A 15,604-nucleotide genomic window follows, 5' to 3' on the forward strand; every position below is an offset into this window, starting at 1 on the left:
ATGAGGTCTTTATAAAGTAGGAGGGTTCACCTTGTGGAAGGAACTTATGGGGTTATTAGGGGCTAACCCTACTGTAACTCTGATATTTACAATCATTGCTACTTCAACGATATGGTTGTACAAAGAATTTAAAGAAATGATTAATCAAGATCATAAGACCAAAATCAAGATTATAAATGAAAGTATTAAAAACTATGGAAAATTGCAAGCTAGCATTGCAGAAGTGATCAATGATGAAGATAATAAACAATTAAAGCACAACTTGTTTGAAAAGTTTGGTGATTATAACTCATTATTTAGTGAGGATATACGCCAGATTATTCTTGATTATTATAGACATGAAAACGCGCTATATCTGACTACATTACAATCATTTATAGTTGTTGAACAAAGAAAACTGGTCCAAGCTAAAAAGCGACTTTCCGTAGATGATAACTCCACGGATATACTGGATTCGATCACAAGACTTATGAGACCGTTCCAAGTGATAGTCATGATTTGGCTCATGATTTTATTTGGTCTGTTCTTCATCTCTATTTATTATGCACAGGATAATATATATATGAAATTTAACGCGTTAGTCCTATCGTTCTCTGCCTTCTTTAGTTTGATCATGCTCTATGCATTAATCTCATTAAGGATGGACAATAAGTTAGCACGACAAGGAAAATATAGATGGGGATTAATTTCTGGAATTATAATTACCCCGATATTGGTCTTAATTAGGCTAGATTTATCTATAGTCTGTATAATCATACAAATCACTTCATTAGTATTGTATGTGAGAAGCAGAAATATGGGGAAAGAAATTATACTACTAGATTAATAAAACTAGAAGTTGGAGAAAAAAGAAGCTGATTAGAATTCAATCAGCTTCTTTTCCATATATTTATTAATAGACTTTAATAATTATGTCTCCAACTCCATCTCGAAGTTCTCTATGAGAACGAAGGGTTCAATATGTAATGCTTTGGCAAGCGAGATAATGGTAAGTAAAAAGGGAGCCTTTTCTCCATTCTCCAGTTCACTAATATAAGAACGATCTACACGGGAATATACACTGAGTTCGTCTTGAGTTAGTTGGTTCTCTTTTAGAATATTTCGATGGGGTAGCTACTGAATCATCTGTCAAAAGGAAAATAGTATTCGGTAAATGCGTTAGGAATAAGTTAATTGTGTCGTCTTAATGTATGAAGCTATATACTAAGGGGGAGAGCTCGCTTGAAAAAATCGAATTTGAAGATAATTATTACAGTATTGTTTGTACTCGCATTATTGGTTCCTGGACAAGTTTCTGCAATGAACAGTGAACAGGCCAAAACGGAGCCACCGCTAGAAGTAGAAGTAAGTCTATTTACGGTTTTTGATTCGAACTTTAGTTATTTGGATCGAGGGAGCGGATACATATCCTATCTAGGAAATGGAAAAGTCACTATTGGGGGGGAAACTGTTGGGACGCGAAGGGTAGCTACTATTGGGGTACAGTTAACCTTACAACGGTGGACTGGAACAGATTGGATCGATGTTAACACTGGGGCTAATGTTGCCTTTTCGGACTCCTCCTACGTATACTCTAGCAGAGAAGCTACGATTACAGAAGGCTATTATTATCGAGTGAAGTCAAGGCATTGGATTAGCTATGGAGATATAAAAGAAGAAGGAACTCGATATACAAGCTCTCTACTAATCAATTGAAAAGCAGCGAACGGACAAATCCCGTTCGCTGCTTTTCTTTACTTCAGAGAGTTGGCCAGTTTCAGAATATCGGGTTCAGAAATACTACCCGTAATTAGTATCCGAATACGATCTTGTGTGAGCCATTCCAGGCTCACATTGCCTTCATTTTCGATAATTAGAATGGCCGCATTTCCTTGGATAGTCACATCCTTGTAGTTTCCTGAATCTAATGCCATTTCCGTTTTAATAGCAGCTGCTTTGCCCACAATAGCACGTTCAACGATATTTATTATTTCACCGTTAGTATTAGCATACTCCATCTGTATATTATTGAACTCTCCTTCTGACGAACGAAAGAGGCGTACTATATCCATTTGGAAGTCTTGGGGAATATCAGAAGGAACTAGCAACTGAAATGAGGCTATTTGAATGGCTTCCTCCAACGTGGTTTCTATCATCTGGCCTCCGCTAGCCTGACCATTCTTGGAATCATCTGGTGAAACTGTTTTTGCCCCTAATGGGTTCTGATCCGGATTCTCATGGAAAATCACAACAACGTCACTCTGAATTCTTTTGAATAAGGAAGCCAGTTGCGAATAAGCTGTTGGGGTTGTCGTGTTTACTAAAATACTTACGATAAAAGATCCGGCCACAATCGCAGCGCTGATCTTTAATCTCTGCTTCCATTGTCTCCGACGCTTCTTCTTTTGTAGGCGTTTCTGAACCTTCATCCATGACGTAGTGCTGTCCGGAATTTCGATATTGTAATGAATTCGTTGTAATGCTTTTTTTAAATCTTCCTCTTGTCCATGTTCATTCATTGGGATCATCCCATTTTCTTTGAAATTGATAGAGCAACTTTTTGCGCGCTCGTGCTAGTTTCTGGCTAACAGCGTGTTCCGATAGATCAAGTAGTCCAGCAACTTCTTTATAGGACAGTTCATGGATATAGAATAACGTGATGATTGTTCGATATTCAGGCTTCAACTCATTAATCGCTTGTAGCAGTAGTTCATCTCTAATCGTCTCTTCTACTTGAATCGCTACACTGATCTGTTGCACGGCAAGGTCAATATTACTCTCAATACTACTGACGACAGAAAGGTCCGTCATCTGACGCTCTTTTTTGTTTTTCCTCATCATATCTAACGTTAAATTACGTGTGACATGTCTTAACCATGCGGGGTAATTGGACACTTGATGTTTATGTACTATTGAAATTATCTTGAAAAAGGCTTCCTGAATCATATCTTCAGTCGATGCATGGTCACCGATTAAATAAAAAATATCTTTGTATACGTGGGTGTAGAAGGAGCGATAGACGATTTCTTGCAGCTCTGGTGTTAATTCGTCAAAGTCTTGATGAAATAAGTAGAACCATTCGTTCACAATGGCATCCCAATCTTTCAAATATATTTTGATTCAGGGGTAAAAATATCAACATTCATATAAAGAGAATGAGAGATTTAGATCAATTGTATAGATTTGGAAAAGAAATGTAAAGGATGATAGGTAAATGAAGGGAATTTATATAAATAAATATATTTGGGATATTTTGAAAAAAACGTTAGATAGTCCACCATAATGCAGTCTATATAAATAGAGAGGATTCTTAATAGACACCTGAAGGTAAGAACTCTTCTTGATCGTTCTTAACACGTTTGTAAACAAACAAATATTTATTTTCGTTGTATGCTGATAGTTTCCATTTTGTCTGAGAATCTTTGAGTGGCACCTTGGATGGGAACTTTTATCATAAATATTTTTGAGGGAGAGGATACGCCCAAATCTAAGGTAATGCCGCAATAGTTACTGTCGTGCAAAATTTGTGAGTTATTTTTAAGCCTTAACTCGGTGATCTTGGCAAGTTTACAGCGTTTCATCGGTACGTTGTTTCTCCACCAAATAAACTTTTATTAAGGAGTGCATTATAATGATGAAAAGAAAAAAGTCTTTATTGGCGTTCTGGTTAGTTTGTTTGCTTACGGTACTAACAACAGTTACTACTCCAAACTATCTTTATGCTTCGAAAGCAGATACAACTGCAAAACCTTCTGTAGAATTTAAAAATGATATTCCAAATGTAGTTAATCAATATCTAGAAGCTATTAATAATAAAGATTGGAATACGTTTGTGAAATCATATTCACCTGAAAGGCAAAACGATTATAATAATTTCCCAAGCCAACATCAAATAGAGAATCGGACAGGCATCCTTTCAGTAGATTCGGTCCAAATCTATGAATCCAAAAAATTACCGTCAACGCATATCACGCAAATAGAGCCTTATTTTACAGATATTAATTACGCATTATATGATAATATTCAATACTATTATATTGGTTTGGATTATAAAGTTAATACCGAAAGTGAGTTTTTTTATAACGGAGTAAAATATGAATTATTAGCAATCGGTAGCCTTAGTGGAGAAGAGTATATTATAGGTCATGAAAGTGTTTATGATTTAGACGAATTGGACGCTTTCGGATATACTTTTAATTCTGATGCAGAAAGAAAGGCTCAGAACATAGTTGAAAAGAGAGAAAGGGGTATCATTGTTAATTTTTACAATGACACGATCTCTTCAAATGTCCATGATAGTATTGAAAAAGGTAATTTAAATGGTGAAGACATACAACAGCCTAGTAAAGAAATTACCCCAAATCTTAATGGATATGAAGATAAGACTAAAACTAATATTCAAAGTATACATGAACTAAATGCCCTAGAGAAGGCAAGTCAAGGCAATGACAATGGTGGTTTCACAACGTATAGTGCTACCAGCACCCCATCAACTATAAAATTATATATAACAAGTACAGGAACTTTACAGAATATCGCTTTTGATACGTATACTAAGAATGTATTACCAAACGAATGGTATTCTACTTGGAAATCAGAATCATTAAAAGCAGGGGCAATAGCGATAAAAACATATGCTTGGTATAATGCCACCTATCCAAGAAAACCTGCATCAGATTATGGTGCACATTTAACTGATAAGTGGGAAAACTACCAACACTATGTACCTAATTCTGGCGTAACCTCCACCAACAATGCAGTTAATGCTGTTTCCGGAATATTTATGAGAAATACAGATGGAAAAGTCTTCGATGCACAATATAGAGCTGGGACATCGGGAGATATTGGTACAGCTTTTGGGGGAGTTCTAAGTCAACATGGTACTCAATATATAGCTAATACTTATCCGGAATACGATTATTATACTATTTTGAGTTATTATTATAGTTTTTCTGATAAAAGTAGTGGATATATTCAAACTGGATCATATTAACTTTATAAGATTCTCTTACAGAGATTATTAATACAAATATATAGTAATATTAAGCCGCCAAACCTGATAAATAAGAGTTTGGCGGCTTTAAAGCATATATTGAGGAGCTGTGGTAATCATGAACTATAATAAAAATCCGAGATTCATGATATTAATTTCATCGATATTACTTATTGCAGTAATAAGCGGTGTTTTGGTACTTGGGGCAAGTGTTGGGAAAACCAACGCGGAAAATAACATTCAAACAGACTTATATCAACTTTCTCTTCCCGAAGAATGGTCAATAGAAGAAATGCCCTTTTCTTCCTTATCTTTTAAGGAAAATGGAAACGTGATAGGGGGACTCGATCCAAACGTATACTATCCAGATCAACCCATATCGCAAGTATTGCCTAACCACTCAGAAGTCATTGAATCCAAAAAACTAGAAGGTTTTTTTACGGAAGTAATACTGAAAAAGTTAAAAAGAACACCTCCGGCTGCATCGGGTGAAACGACTGTATTGGAACAAATACACATTTACTTTATTATGAAGGATAAAGAGATGGTATATGATCTATATTTTAATACTGAGTATATTGATGAACAAACTGCTTTGAGTATAGCCCGAAGTTTCAACTTAAAACCAAGCAATGGATAAGAGTACATCACTAAGAGGTGGGCTCCTCATGGTTAGACAAGTGTTTCGTTAATAAGATCAAGATGAGTGAAGTGACTTGTATTACAGGTACTCTTTATCGAGAGCTGAAACGATTGTATTCGTGAGTCAACCAAGGTGAATTGGTTCCGTAGTGAAATGCTTAAAGATCGTTATGCTGAATATAAATGTGAAGTTGGGGAAAAGTTAATTAATATTCCGAACTCGTCTGATGCCCAGATGAGTATTTTTTTTATGTTCACAGATAGCTGTGGGAGTGGAACGATGTGACGGAGTCTAAAGTTGCCAATTTGCCCATGACGAAATGGAGCGGGCGGTGCTGCACCGATGGAGTAGGGATATCTGTAATTGAGACTAAGAATTATAATGGGGAGATTAAAGGAAAGTTTCACAACTTTAATGTGAAATGTTTGTAGTTGGATGTAAAAAATGTTATTCTATCAACGGTAAACTCAAAATGTTTGCTCTTCAATACATCTAATAATAGTCACAAATTCAGTTATAAAGAAAGGTAACACTATGATAAAAGTTGATAACTTATCCTTCTCATTTCCGCAAAAAGAACTATATCACAACATTTCATTTACGCTTGAAGAGGGACAACATTGCGCTTTTATAGGAACAAGTGGCAGTGGGAAAAGTACACTGATCGATATATTGATGGATCCAGAAAGACATATGTTCGAAGGCAAGCTAGAGATGGACCCAACTTGCACAATCGGGTATGTAAGTCAGTTCTCACAACTAGACAACACTAAAGAAACAACAGTCTTCGAATATATAGGAGAAGAATTTATTAAGATACAAAATGAAATAAATGCGATTTACACTGAAATGGAAACATCATCGGATATTGATTCGTTACTAGAAAAGTCTCAATTAGCTTTAGACGCATTTGCTTCAATGGATGGGGATAATTTTGAGAGCAACATTAATAAGAAACTAAATCTTGCAAACCTCATGAAGCTAAAAGATCTTAGGGTATCCGACCTGAGTGGCGGGCAATTCAAACTTATTCAAGTAATGAAGGAAATGCTTAATAGTCCAGACTTAATGATTATGGATGAACCCGATGTATTTTTAGACTTTGAAAACCTAAATGCGCTTAAGAATCTTATTAATTCTCACAAAGGAATGCTACTCGTTGTTACGCACAACAGATATCTATTGAATCATTGTTTCAACAAAATGTTGCACCTTGAGAACATGGAGATCCAAGAGTTTGATGGGCGATATATTGAATATAACTTCTCATTACTTCAGACGAAGATTGAGTTACAAGAACTCACAGTCGCTGAGGGTGAAGAAATTGAGAGAAACGAGAGCATCATCGATAATCTTAGAGCTATCGCAACTTATAATTCAGAAGCATCTAGAGGGAGAGCGCTAAAAGCTAGAGTTAGATTCCAAGAAAGATTGGAAGCACGTAGAATTAAGGCACCATTCGTAGATATTAAGCAACCGAATATCAGTTTAGGTATTGATCATGAAATTGAAGAAGACATCGTTGTTTTAAATGTTAATAATTATAGTGTTGCCTTTGATGAGTTGCTTTTAGAAAATGTTAACTTTGAGATAAAATCTACGGATAAAGTAGCCCTTATCGGTCCAAACGGTACCGGGAAAACGACTTTACTCCGAGAAATCTTTAATAATAATCATGAATCCATTGAAATAAATCCTGATGCTAAAGTAGCATATTTATCTCAGTTTCAAGGCGAAATGCTTAAGGATTCTAATACAATACTCGAAGAATTCATCGATGCTGGGTTTAAAACGTATGAAGAGGTTAGATCATATATTTCAGACTATGGTTTTGAAGGAGAAATCGTTGATCAAAAGATAGGATCTTTATCTGGTGGAGAAAAAAATATGCTTCAATTGGCTAAAGTTTCTGCCAGTAAAGCAAACGTATTACTTCTTGATGAACCGACAAGTCATTTAGACACCTATACACAAATAGCACTGGAGAAAGCCATTGAAGAGTATAAAGGTGCGATTCTTATGATTTCTCATGATTTCTATTCTGTCGTAAATGGTATGGATTATGTGTTAATCATTGACGATAAGACGATTAGAAAAATGAGTATACGAAAATTCAGAAAGATGATTTATGCTAGTCATTTTGATAGAGACTATTTAGAAATGGAACAAAATAAAAAATCACTTGAAACGAAAATAGAATTGGCTTTAAAAGATACTAATTTTGAACTTGCAAAAGTGTTGGTTGATGAGCTTGAAGAGCTGATTAAGTTGTTTTAGCTAGAGCGAATTAAGATTTACTATTTCAATTGAACAGCAAAAACACCCATCCTCGGTTACCTGAAGATGGGTGTTTTATAATTTAGACTTACCTATCGCTTAGTTAATATATGCTTCACTTAAGACGAAAGAGGAACTATCATATTCGATAGCGGAGAAGGTGAAGTAAGTATAAAGACTGCTGAAAGCACTCCAATCTTTAGGGTAGAACTTATATTGGAACGACTGTGAATACTCGTTCTTATCACTTATTAATGATATTTCAATATCATTTACAGATACATTTTTAAGTGCATTCGCGTACTTTTGTATTTTTGAACTGTCGTTACTTTTGATAGCATCGGAGATAGCCTTTTTAAACCGTTCCTTTTGATCTGCGCGAGTAGTATATATAGGTGAATTCTCTCTTTTATCAGAAACATAAGTATCTACATATGTATCATACTTAGCAGTGCTTCCAGAAGATAGTGCTTCTCCATATAATTTTATTATAGTCGCTGCTTGCTCTTTCATCTTCTTGGTCATTTCTGCTGTAGTCCCACTCAGATACATTAACCCCTTGCTGGAGGGTGTCTCTGTAGTAATGGATGGCGTTGGTGTGGTAATCTCAACAGCGTTGTTAGGTGACACTACACTAGAGCTACTATTGATCGAGATTCTTTGTGTACTGCTATTCCAAGCAATGTCTGCACCAAGTCCTTCTGATACTGCACGAAGGGGTACATAGGTCGTACCGTCATATATTAGAGCGGATAGCTTATCGCCCTCAGAAGTTTTTGGTACCCAATCCGAACCATCCAGTTTAAACGTAATATTGTGGTTAAGTGCCGCTTGAATCTTCTGAATACCGTTTGATGCTCCTACCCCAACTGCTGTGAATAACATACTACAGGTTACTATTGTAGCTACAAATGTGGTCTTTCTGATCTTCATTAACATAAACCTCCGATAGTTGTAGTGCTCCCGTTGCGCCTCGGGTCATGGGAACGTTCATTATGTTCTATACCCAAAAATAGACAGAAAATCCCTAACGTGACGTTAGAGATTATAGTTGAGAGATGTCTATTAATCGATGTTGTTACTAACTAGGTAATTATATAATATTAGATGAATTTTGGAAATAGATTTCTACGGATATCAATAGGTCCGCGATGGAATTAAGGAAGGATTATGATTACAGACCATCCTAGCTATGTTGTTATCACTTCCTATTCACTCAACAAGATCTCCTTAATATTCTTATTATCGGTGCCTGCGATCGATCTTATATTGTTTATTTGAATAAGTGAGACTACCCTTGATTAATAATAGTAGATCTTTAACAGGCACGTATAAAGTACCCGTATTGATCGGTGGAGTATACGGAGTAGGTAGTGTACAAGCTGCTAAATCTAGTACAAGTAACAGCACACAGAAGCAAGTGATTGGAATTGAGATGGCGGAACAAAAGGCACTTGCCGTAGCTAAGGGTCAGGTAGAGAGTATTGAGCTTAAGAAGAAGAATACTCAGGTGTATTACGAGGTTGAGATCGATCAAGGACAGAAGGATGTTGACGTATTAATTGAGGCGTATACAGGTGAATCCTTAGGGGTTAGAAATGACAATGATGACGCTCCAAGTTAATTGTGATCAAAATAAATAAGGAATAGTTCCCCTTCACCATGTGTATACTATGTATATACATGGTGAAGGGGAAGTGATATAGTGGATTTATCAAATGAAGTGAAAAGGGTGAGTGCAATGTCTGTTAAGGTACAAAAGTGGGGAAACAGTTTAGCTTTACGAATTCCAGTCCAATTTACCTCGAAATTAGGTATTGGTGAAGGAACGGAAATGCAACTGGATTTTGATGGTAAAGGTGGACTTGTTCTGGTTCCTATGCACCACAAGCCCACACTAGAAGAACTGCTTTCACAAATTACTCCAACAAATCGTCACAAAGAAATTGATTTTGGAAAACCAGAGGGGAATGAAGTATCTTGAGTATTCCAGACCGTGGAGATTTGGTGTATTTAAATTTTGACCCACAAGCAGGTCACGAACAGGCAGGAAGAAGACCAGGTATTGTTTTATCCCCAAAGGCATTTAATCAAGCTACTGGATTTGCTGCTTTTTGTCCCATTACCAATCAGGAAAAGGGATATCCTTTCGAAGTTAAGTTGACTGAAGAGGATAAGTTAACCGGAGTCATTCTGAGCGATCAGATAAAAACCTTGGATTGGAAAGCAAGACGGTGCGAAATTGTTGGTCAAGCTCCCATTTCAGTTACACAAGAAGTTTTAGACAAAATCCACACCTTTCTGGGGAGAATATAAACTCCCCACCTCTGCTAATTCCAGTTTGTAAGTTTACCTCATATGAACCCTCTCTTATTTATGATCAGTGCAATCCAATGAACAACCGAAAGCATCGTATCTTATAAGGAATATTTGTATAATTGTTGATTTGATTACAAATGGCATGTAAGGGTAATGTACTGCATAGAATCAGCCCAAAAAAAAGAAATTCCGCCACTGAAACTTGTATAACTTGGATAACGACATTGTCGCATATATTGTTCCACTATTAGAAGGAGAACAGGAGATTGGATATATAACATTGGGTGCAAGGGAAGATGGGTATGATGCCAGCGGTGGAGAGGTATGCAGCCGACAAGAAGGTAGAGCTAAGTAGAGTGGCTAATAGTGAATCATTCACTTTAGAGAATACGGCTAATTATGTGAAGGCTGGATTGGCTATCAATTCTCCAGTGGCGACACTGAATCTTTCTAAGTGGTCTAACTATAAATATGAATGGCATTGGATGACCATAACGGGGTATTATCGAGATTCAACAGATAGCAGATGGATTGCCGTATCGACTTGGGGTCAACGTCGTAGTATTAATTACAGAGCTCATTTCGACATTTTCTGAAAAATATAAGTCCGGCGGATACCCTATTATTGCGATACTCTTCGACGTGAATGATGATGGAGAATATGATGTCCAATATACATCCATTTATCAAGCAGATGAGTCGAACACGACGAATGAATCATTATATCCAAAGTGGTACTATCACCGGGATATGGGCGCAACGGGTGAATTGCTACCGTATATAAATGCTCAATGAGCTTTATGCTTAACGTAAACGGAGTCATAAGAAATGCAGCTATCCTCGTAATGTAGGATAAGCTGCATTTTGGTGTTCACTTATTATTAAATATCTCTCTCAACACATTTTTAGCCATAGCAATCTGCTGAGGATTCGATTTCCGAAGCATCATTATAATTTCATTAACATTTGCATCTGATTCTGTCTGTTCGTATTCTTCATTTACGTATGTAAACAGCTGAGCAACATTTACATCTAATGCGTTTGCAATTTTATCTAGATTCAACAATGCTACGTTTTTTTCTCCTCGTTCAATCTGTCCTATATATGAAAAATGAAACCCTCCTTTTTCTCCAAGGGATTCTTGTGACATACCTCTTTCTTTTCTCAAGACTCTAATTCGGGCACCAACTAGTTTAAGAATTTCTTTCTCCTTCATTTACTACACCCCTCTATAATCAAAAGTGTAGTCAAGTTTTGAAGTGATAAACATAGTGTTATGAATATTGTTGATATCCATAGGTATCATTAAAGTGTATAATGATGGTAATGCTAAATTTTATCAATAGTAACAAGTATTTGATGATATATGTTTGGAAACCACAAAAGTTTAATATTAGGTTTTATTTGTGAAATAATTCAAGAAGGTGATTCCATGAACAGTATTACCAAAAGTTCAGAATTAAAGTCACACTTACCAGTTAAAGTTCAAGGTTATTGTACCCTCTCACACGCTTATATGAACTTAGCCACGATGCTTCTGGAAGAGGGATTGAACCATGCTTGCTTAATTGTTGGCCAAATGTCGGTTAAGGCTATGCTTAATGCGGTTTATTTGAAGGAAGTTGATCGGGAAGGATTCATAGATATGAAGCGCGTTGTATTCGAGGAACTACTTTCACTTGTACGAGAGCATGACGTTATTGATTTGGACGCAGAGCTTTTCTTAAATAAAGTCTTTTTTCTAACTAGTCTAGAAAATATATCATTGGTAACAACCCTTAATAAAGATCATGTGTTGATGATCATTAGGAGAATAGAGGAATTACTACGCTCATTGTCTGAAAGAATAGGAGCGTAATGATATAATTACATAAGGGAATTATGAGTATACAGCAGTAAAAGATATAGTTTGGACAAACACTCATCTACCTGGGCGGAACTTGAGAATATTCGCGCAATACGCTTATGATATGGCCCCCAAACATAACTTGAAGACATTCACGATCGTAAGTGACCCATTGCATATGAAACGTGCAACTCTAATGGCAAACAATATGGGGATGAAGACATACTCATCACCGACACAAAGTTCGGCATATCAGACATTAAACAGTAAAATCCCTTTTTTATTTCGAGAGGTATTCTTCTATATTGGTTATAGACCAGACATGTACATCGATTCTCTTGCAATAATGTGCATACAATGGTTCGGACACTTCGATCCCCGGAAATTGAATCATCGAATTTTCTCTAATTTCAGACATGAATACTTGACCGCGGTGCTCGCTGTATAAACAGTGGAGAATTTGGTGCGTTCACAATATATTTTATCGTGATTTGAATGGATGAAAAATTGGGACCGAGTATTTGATATGACACTGTCATATCAAAACACTGACTGCTGTGAATATCGTACCCATCGGTTCGTAGATATACTGAAGATACGTACTGAACGAGGGGATGATTGACGCAATGGAGAGGGACTACAGAAGAATTCGCTTACTAGATATACTGAGAGGTTTTGCTGTTCTAGGTACGCTTGGAACAAATGTTTGGATATTGGCTCACATGGGGGATTTGAACTATGTATTTTCCTTTAATCAAAATGCGTGGTGGGCTTCAATCCAAGATTTTGTAAGAAGTTTTGTGTTGTTTTTAGTCAATGGAAAGCTCCTTGGCTTGTTGACAATCATGTTCGGAGTTGGGCTTGAGATGAAGTATCAGCAGGCATTAAGAAGAGGAACCGCTTGGCCTGGTGTATATATATGGACATCCATTATACTTATGGTGGAAGGATTCATCCACTTCATCCTCGTGTTGGAATATGATATTCTGATGAGCTATGGCGTAACAGCGATCATTGCAGCTTTTATTATAAAAGGCGGCGATCCCATCATGCGGCGCGTGATGAAGATTGTTGGCGGACTGCATGGGGGTATCATGCTCATTGTATTGGTTGTTGGAATCTACCTTGGTCTAACCGGAGCCAATATTTCTTTAGGAGATATGAATGAGACTATATTATTATATAGAGATGGCAGCTGGCTTCAGCAAGTGCAGGAACGGTTTGCAAATTTTGTTATATTGCGTTTAGAAGTCATTTTCGTTATTCCAATGAACATTTTTCTTTTTCTACTAGGGATTCGTCTAATGAGATCTGGGACGTTTGCTCCTGATGAGAATGGGAAAAAGAAAAGAAAGAAACTACTTCATTTTGGACTATACATTGGTATTCCGTTGAATTTACTTATATTTGTACCGGGTGGCTACTTTGATTTACCCGTCCGTTATTTATTTGCACCCATTCTTTCGCTCGGATATATCGCATTGATTGCTAAATTAGTAGAAGCCAATCAGAAGCTTTGGCTGTGGGGTAGACTTGAACAGGTCGGCAAGATGTCACTCAGCTGCTATGTACTTCAAAATGTGATCGCTACGGTGATTTTCTATGGATGGGGCTTCGGTCTTGGCGGCAAAGTTGATTCCATAACGATTGTATTTATAGGGGTGGCCATAAGCTACTTTCAGGTTATATTTGCATCCCTATGGCTGAAGCGGTTTAAGTATGGTCCGATGGAATCAGCACGAAGGTTTACTTCTAATCTATTAAGCAAATAGTAAGCAATAATATTAAACAAATAAGGGGTGCATCTAATCATGTTGAAGAAGATTTACCCCACAGATCAGATTGAAAAATATCTTCTTATTGATTTGATCGCTGTTATATTTCTAATTTATCGCGTTGTCATTTCTGAATGGGCCATTCATTTTACAGTCAAACTATTATTCATCGCATTATTTGTAGCTTGCTATTATATTGGCTTATGGCATCGGGATTGGCGTTTACTCATTTCCAGTCTCGGGGGATGCCTGTTAATTGTAGCACTTAGTATGTACGTCGATAGTTGGATATTACTGTATGGCTTTGTATTTGCAAATCTGCTTGGCAGAGCGTATCAAAAGTGGATTATCAGTGTAGGGATGGCTGGAATCATAGTTATGTTTATGGTGTTCTGCTGGATCAATGAAGGTAGTCCGATTGGAATGTTTACACCCAAGTATTTCCCAATCCTTATTGGCCAGCTGGTCACGCCAATTGTTATTTATACAAGAGCCAAGGCTAACTTATTGAAAGAAAAGCTGGATGTAGCTAACGCTCAGCTTGAGCGTTATATTCAAGAGGAGGAAAGAAACCGGATAGCAAGGGATCTTCATGATACGCTGGGACAAACGTTGACGATGATTAAACTAAAAAGCGAGTTGACCTTAAGACTGCTGGAAAAGAATCCAGACAAAGCTAAGCATGAGCTGAATGATATTGTGAACACTTCCCGATTTGCTTTAAAGCAAGTGAGAGAGCTAGTCACCGATATGAAATTTGTATCACTTGAGAATGAAATTGAATTATCAAGTGAAATTTTTCAACAGGCTGGGATTGAATTGATCGTAAACAATAATGACTCCAAGCTTCTGCTAACCAATGTGGCTGAAACGATGTTGGCTCTTTCCGTCAGAGAAGCCATTACCAATATTATTAAACATAGCGAAGCCAAACAATGTACAATCACACAATACGAACAAGATGAGCATTATCATATTCAAGTGAGCGATGATGGGAACGGAAACCTAATGGAAGGGCATGGATACGGTATTCAATCCATTAGAGAACGGTTGGCCATGCTGCAAGGAGAAATACATATTGCGGCTCATCCGAACCATGGAACTGCGATTACTTTAAAAGTTCCACTGATGAGGAATAGGAAGGTGAAGTAAGCGTGATACGTGTAGTCATAGCAGAAGATCAGAAACTTCTTCGAGGGGCATTAACGTCTTTATTATCTTTAGAAGATGATATTGAAGTAGTAGCAGAAGCAGCGGATGGTCAAGCAACATGGGAGGCTATCCAGCAATATCAACCGGATGTTTGTTTACTCGATATCGAGATCCCTTTACTCACAGGTCTTGAAATTGCCGAGAACCTTAGACAACAGGGGAACTCATCGAAAATAATTATTATGACTACCTATGCCCGCCCTGGTTTTTTGCAAAAAGCAATGGCATTGAAGGTAGAGGGCTACTTATTAAAAGATGAACCGATTGAGTTCTTAATTGATTCCATTCGTAAGGTAATGGCTGGTGAGCAGATCGTAAGCATGGAATTAGCAGCGGCGCTTTTTCTAATGGAAGAAAATCCGCTAACCGAGCGTGAAATGGAAGTATTGCGTATGGCACAGGAGGGGCTGGCGACAAAGGAAATCGCAAAGAGAATATTTCTAACGGACGGAACAGTCAGAAACTACTTGTCTTTAGCCATTCAAAAATTGGATGTAGAGACCAGACAGCAGGCCACCGAGAAAGCGCATGAGCAAGGTTGGATTTGAAATATAGACCAT

21 protein-coding genes are annotated in these 15,604 nt (G+C 37.1%); 16 read left to right on the forward strand and 5 right to left on the reverse strand.

Annotated elements, in window-relative coordinates; all coding sequences use genetic code 11:
* Positions 1-31 precede the first annotated feature (31 nt).
* Positions 32-826, forward strand: a complete 795-nt coding sequence (locus ACP8HI_RS01785; RefSeq protein ID WP_438349444.1) for a hypothetical protein — start codon at positions 32-34, stop codon at positions 824-826.
* 83 nt (positions 827-909) lie between these two features.
* Here the strand turns inward: ACP8HI_RS01785 and ACP8HI_RS01790 are convergent, their stop codons facing one another.
* The gene (locus tag ACP8HI_RS01790) at positions 910-1,098 is read right to left on the reverse strand and encodes a helix-turn-helix domain-containing protein (protein WP_438351675.1); all 189 of its coding nucleotides are present in this window, start codon (positions 1,096-1,098) and stop codon (positions 910-912) included.
* Positions 1,099-1,221: 123 nt separating this feature from the next.
* Between ACP8HI_RS01790 and ACP8HI_RS01795 the strand changes: the two genes are divergently transcribed.
* Positions 1,222-1,695 carry a hypothetical protein gene (locus ACP8HI_RS01795; RefSeq protein WP_438349445.1) on the forward strand — a complete coding sequence of 158 codons (474 nt, stop codon included), beginning with the start codon at positions 1,222-1,224 and terminating at the stop codon, positions 1,693-1,695.
* Positions 1,696-1,733: 38 nt separating this feature from the next.
* Here the strand turns inward: ACP8HI_RS01795 and ACP8HI_RS01800 are convergent, their stop codons facing one another.
* Entirely contained in the window at positions 1,734-2,498 is a 765-nt protein-coding gene (locus tag ACP8HI_RS01800; protein WP_438349446.1) for a DUF4367 domain-containing protein, read from the reverse strand.
* Positions 2,491-3,087: an RNA polymerase sigma factor gene (locus ACP8HI_RS01805; RefSeq protein WP_438349447.1), complete on the reverse strand. Its 597-nt coding sequence runs from the start codon at positions 3,085-3,087 to the stop codon at positions 2,491-2,493. Before ACP8HI_RS01805 ends, ACP8HI_RS01800 begins: the two co-directional genes overlap by 8 nt.
* A 523-nt stretch (positions 3,088-3,610) precedes the next feature.
* On the opposite strand from ACP8HI_RS01805, the gene ACP8HI_RS01810 reads away from it, so the two are divergent.
* From ACP8HI_RS01810 to ACP8HI_RS01825, 4 genes are all read left to right on the forward strand, one after another.
* Entirely contained in the window at positions 3,611-4,972 is a 1,362-nt protein-coding gene (locus ACP8HI_RS01810) for a SpoIID/LytB domain-containing protein (RefSeq protein WP_438349448.1), read from the forward strand.
* A 118-nt stretch (positions 4,973-5,090) separates the two neighbouring features.
* Complete coding sequence (locus tag ACP8HI_RS01815) at positions 5,091-5,612, forward strand: hypothetical protein (RefSeq protein ID WP_438349449.1); 522 nt, start codon at positions 5,091-5,093, stop codon at positions 5,610-5,612.
* A gap of 135 nt (positions 5,613-5,747) precedes the next feature.
* Positions 5,748-5,900 carry a hypothetical protein gene (locus ACP8HI_RS01820; protein WP_438349450.1) on the forward strand — a complete coding sequence of 51 codons (153 nt, stop codon included), beginning with the start codon at positions 5,748-5,750 and terminating at the stop codon, positions 5,898-5,900.
* A 249-nt stretch (positions 5,901-6,149) separates the two neighbouring features.
* Positions 6,150-7,892 carry an ABC-F family ATP-binding cassette domain-containing protein gene (locus ACP8HI_RS01825; RefSeq protein ID WP_438349451.1) on the forward strand — a complete coding sequence of 581 codons (1,743 nt, stop codon included), beginning with the start codon at positions 6,150-6,152 and terminating at the stop codon, positions 7,890-7,892.
* A 99-nt stretch (positions 7,893-7,991) separates the two neighbouring features.
* Here ACP8HI_RS01825 and ACP8HI_RS01830 read toward each other — a convergent pair whose 3' ends face one another.
* On the reverse strand, positions 7,992-8,825 hold the full coding sequence (locus ACP8HI_RS01830; RefSeq protein ID WP_438349452.1) for a stalk domain-containing protein: 834 nt from the start codon (positions 8,823-8,825) through the stop codon (positions 7,992-7,994).
* Positions 8,826-9,177: 352 nt separating this feature from the next.
* On the opposite strand from ACP8HI_RS01830, the gene ACP8HI_RS01835 reads away from it, so the two are divergent.
* The 5 genes from ACP8HI_RS01835 to ACP8HI_RS01855 all read left to right on the forward strand — a co-directional run bounded on the left by ACP8HI_RS01835 (position 9,178) and on the right by ACP8HI_RS01855 (position 11,006).
* Complete coding sequence (locus ACP8HI_RS01835) at positions 9,178-9,516, forward strand: PepSY domain-containing protein (RefSeq protein WP_438349453.1); 339 nt, start codon at positions 9,178-9,180, stop codon at positions 9,514-9,516.
* 117 nt (positions 9,517-9,633) lie between these two features.
* Positions 9,634-9,876: an AbrB/MazE/SpoVT family DNA-binding domain-containing protein gene (locus tag ACP8HI_RS01840; protein WP_438351676.1), complete on the forward strand. Its 243-nt coding sequence runs from the start codon at positions 9,634-9,636 to the stop codon at positions 9,874-9,876.
* A complete protein-coding gene (gene mazF / locus ACP8HI_RS01845) occupies positions 9,873-10,208 on the forward strand; it encodes an endoribonuclease MazF (protein ID WP_438349454.1) in 336 nt (111 codons plus the stop codon). The genes ACP8HI_RS01840 and mazF overlap by 4 nt, the downstream gene beginning before the upstream one ends.
* Positions 10,209-10,495: 287 nt before the next feature.
* On the forward strand, positions 10,496-10,807 hold the full coding sequence (locus ACP8HI_RS01850; RefSeq protein ID WP_438349455.1) for a hypothetical protein: 312 nt from the start codon (positions 10,496-10,498) through the stop codon (positions 10,805-10,807).
* A 46-nt stretch (positions 10,808-10,853) separates the two neighbouring features.
* Positions 10,854-11,006, forward strand: coding sequence for a hypothetical protein (locus tag ACP8HI_RS01855; protein ID WP_438349456.1), 153 nt, complete (start codon positions 10,854-10,856; stop codon positions 11,004-11,006).
* A gap of 76 nt (positions 11,007-11,082) precedes the next feature.
* On the opposite strand, the gene ACP8HI_RS01860 is transcribed toward ACP8HI_RS01855, so the two are convergent.
* Positions 11,083-11,427 carry a helix-turn-helix domain-containing protein gene (locus ACP8HI_RS01860; protein ID WP_438349457.1) on the reverse strand — a complete coding sequence of 115 codons (345 nt, stop codon included), beginning with the start codon at positions 11,425-11,427 and terminating at the stop codon, positions 11,083-11,085.
* A gap of 216 nt (positions 11,428-11,643) precedes the next feature.
* Here ACP8HI_RS01860 and ACP8HI_RS01865 point away from each other — a divergent pair, with 216 nt between their 5' ends.
* The 5 genes from ACP8HI_RS01865 (at position 11,644) to ACP8HI_RS01885 (ending at position 15,592) form a co-directional block, all read left to right on the forward strand.
* Positions 11,644-12,069, forward strand: coding sequence for a hypothetical protein (locus tag ACP8HI_RS01865; RefSeq protein ID WP_438349458.1), 426 nt, complete (start codon positions 11,644-11,646; stop codon positions 12,067-12,069).
* Positions 12,070-12,181: 112 nt separating this feature from the next.
* A complete protein-coding gene (locus tag ACP8HI_RS01870; RefSeq protein ID WP_438349459.1) occupies positions 12,182-12,505 on the forward strand; it encodes a hypothetical protein in 324 nt (107 codons plus the stop codon).
* 178 nt (positions 12,506-12,683) lie between these two features.
* Entirely contained in the window at positions 12,684-13,829 is a 1,146-nt protein-coding gene (locus ACP8HI_RS01875; protein WP_438351677.1) for a DUF418 domain-containing protein, read from the forward strand.
* A 39-nt stretch (positions 13,830-13,868) separates the two neighbouring features.
* A complete protein-coding gene (locus ACP8HI_RS01880; RefSeq protein WP_438349460.1) occupies positions 13,869-14,984 on the forward strand; it encodes a sensor histidine kinase in 1,116 nt (371 codons plus the stop codon).
* Between the two features lie 2 nt (positions 14,985-14,986).
* The gene (locus ACP8HI_RS01885) at positions 14,987-15,592 is read left to right on the forward strand and encodes a response regulator (protein WP_438349461.1); all 606 of its coding nucleotides are present in this window, start codon (positions 14,987-14,989) and stop codon (positions 15,590-15,592) included.
* Positions 15,593-15,604: the final 12 nt, after the last annotated feature.

The sequence above is a fragment of the Paenibacillus sp. FA6 genome (assembly GCF_051550225.1).
In the GTDB taxonomy this organism is placed as follows: domain Bacteria; phylum Bacillota; class Bacilli; order Paenibacillales; family Paenibacillaceae; genus Paenibacillus_AQ.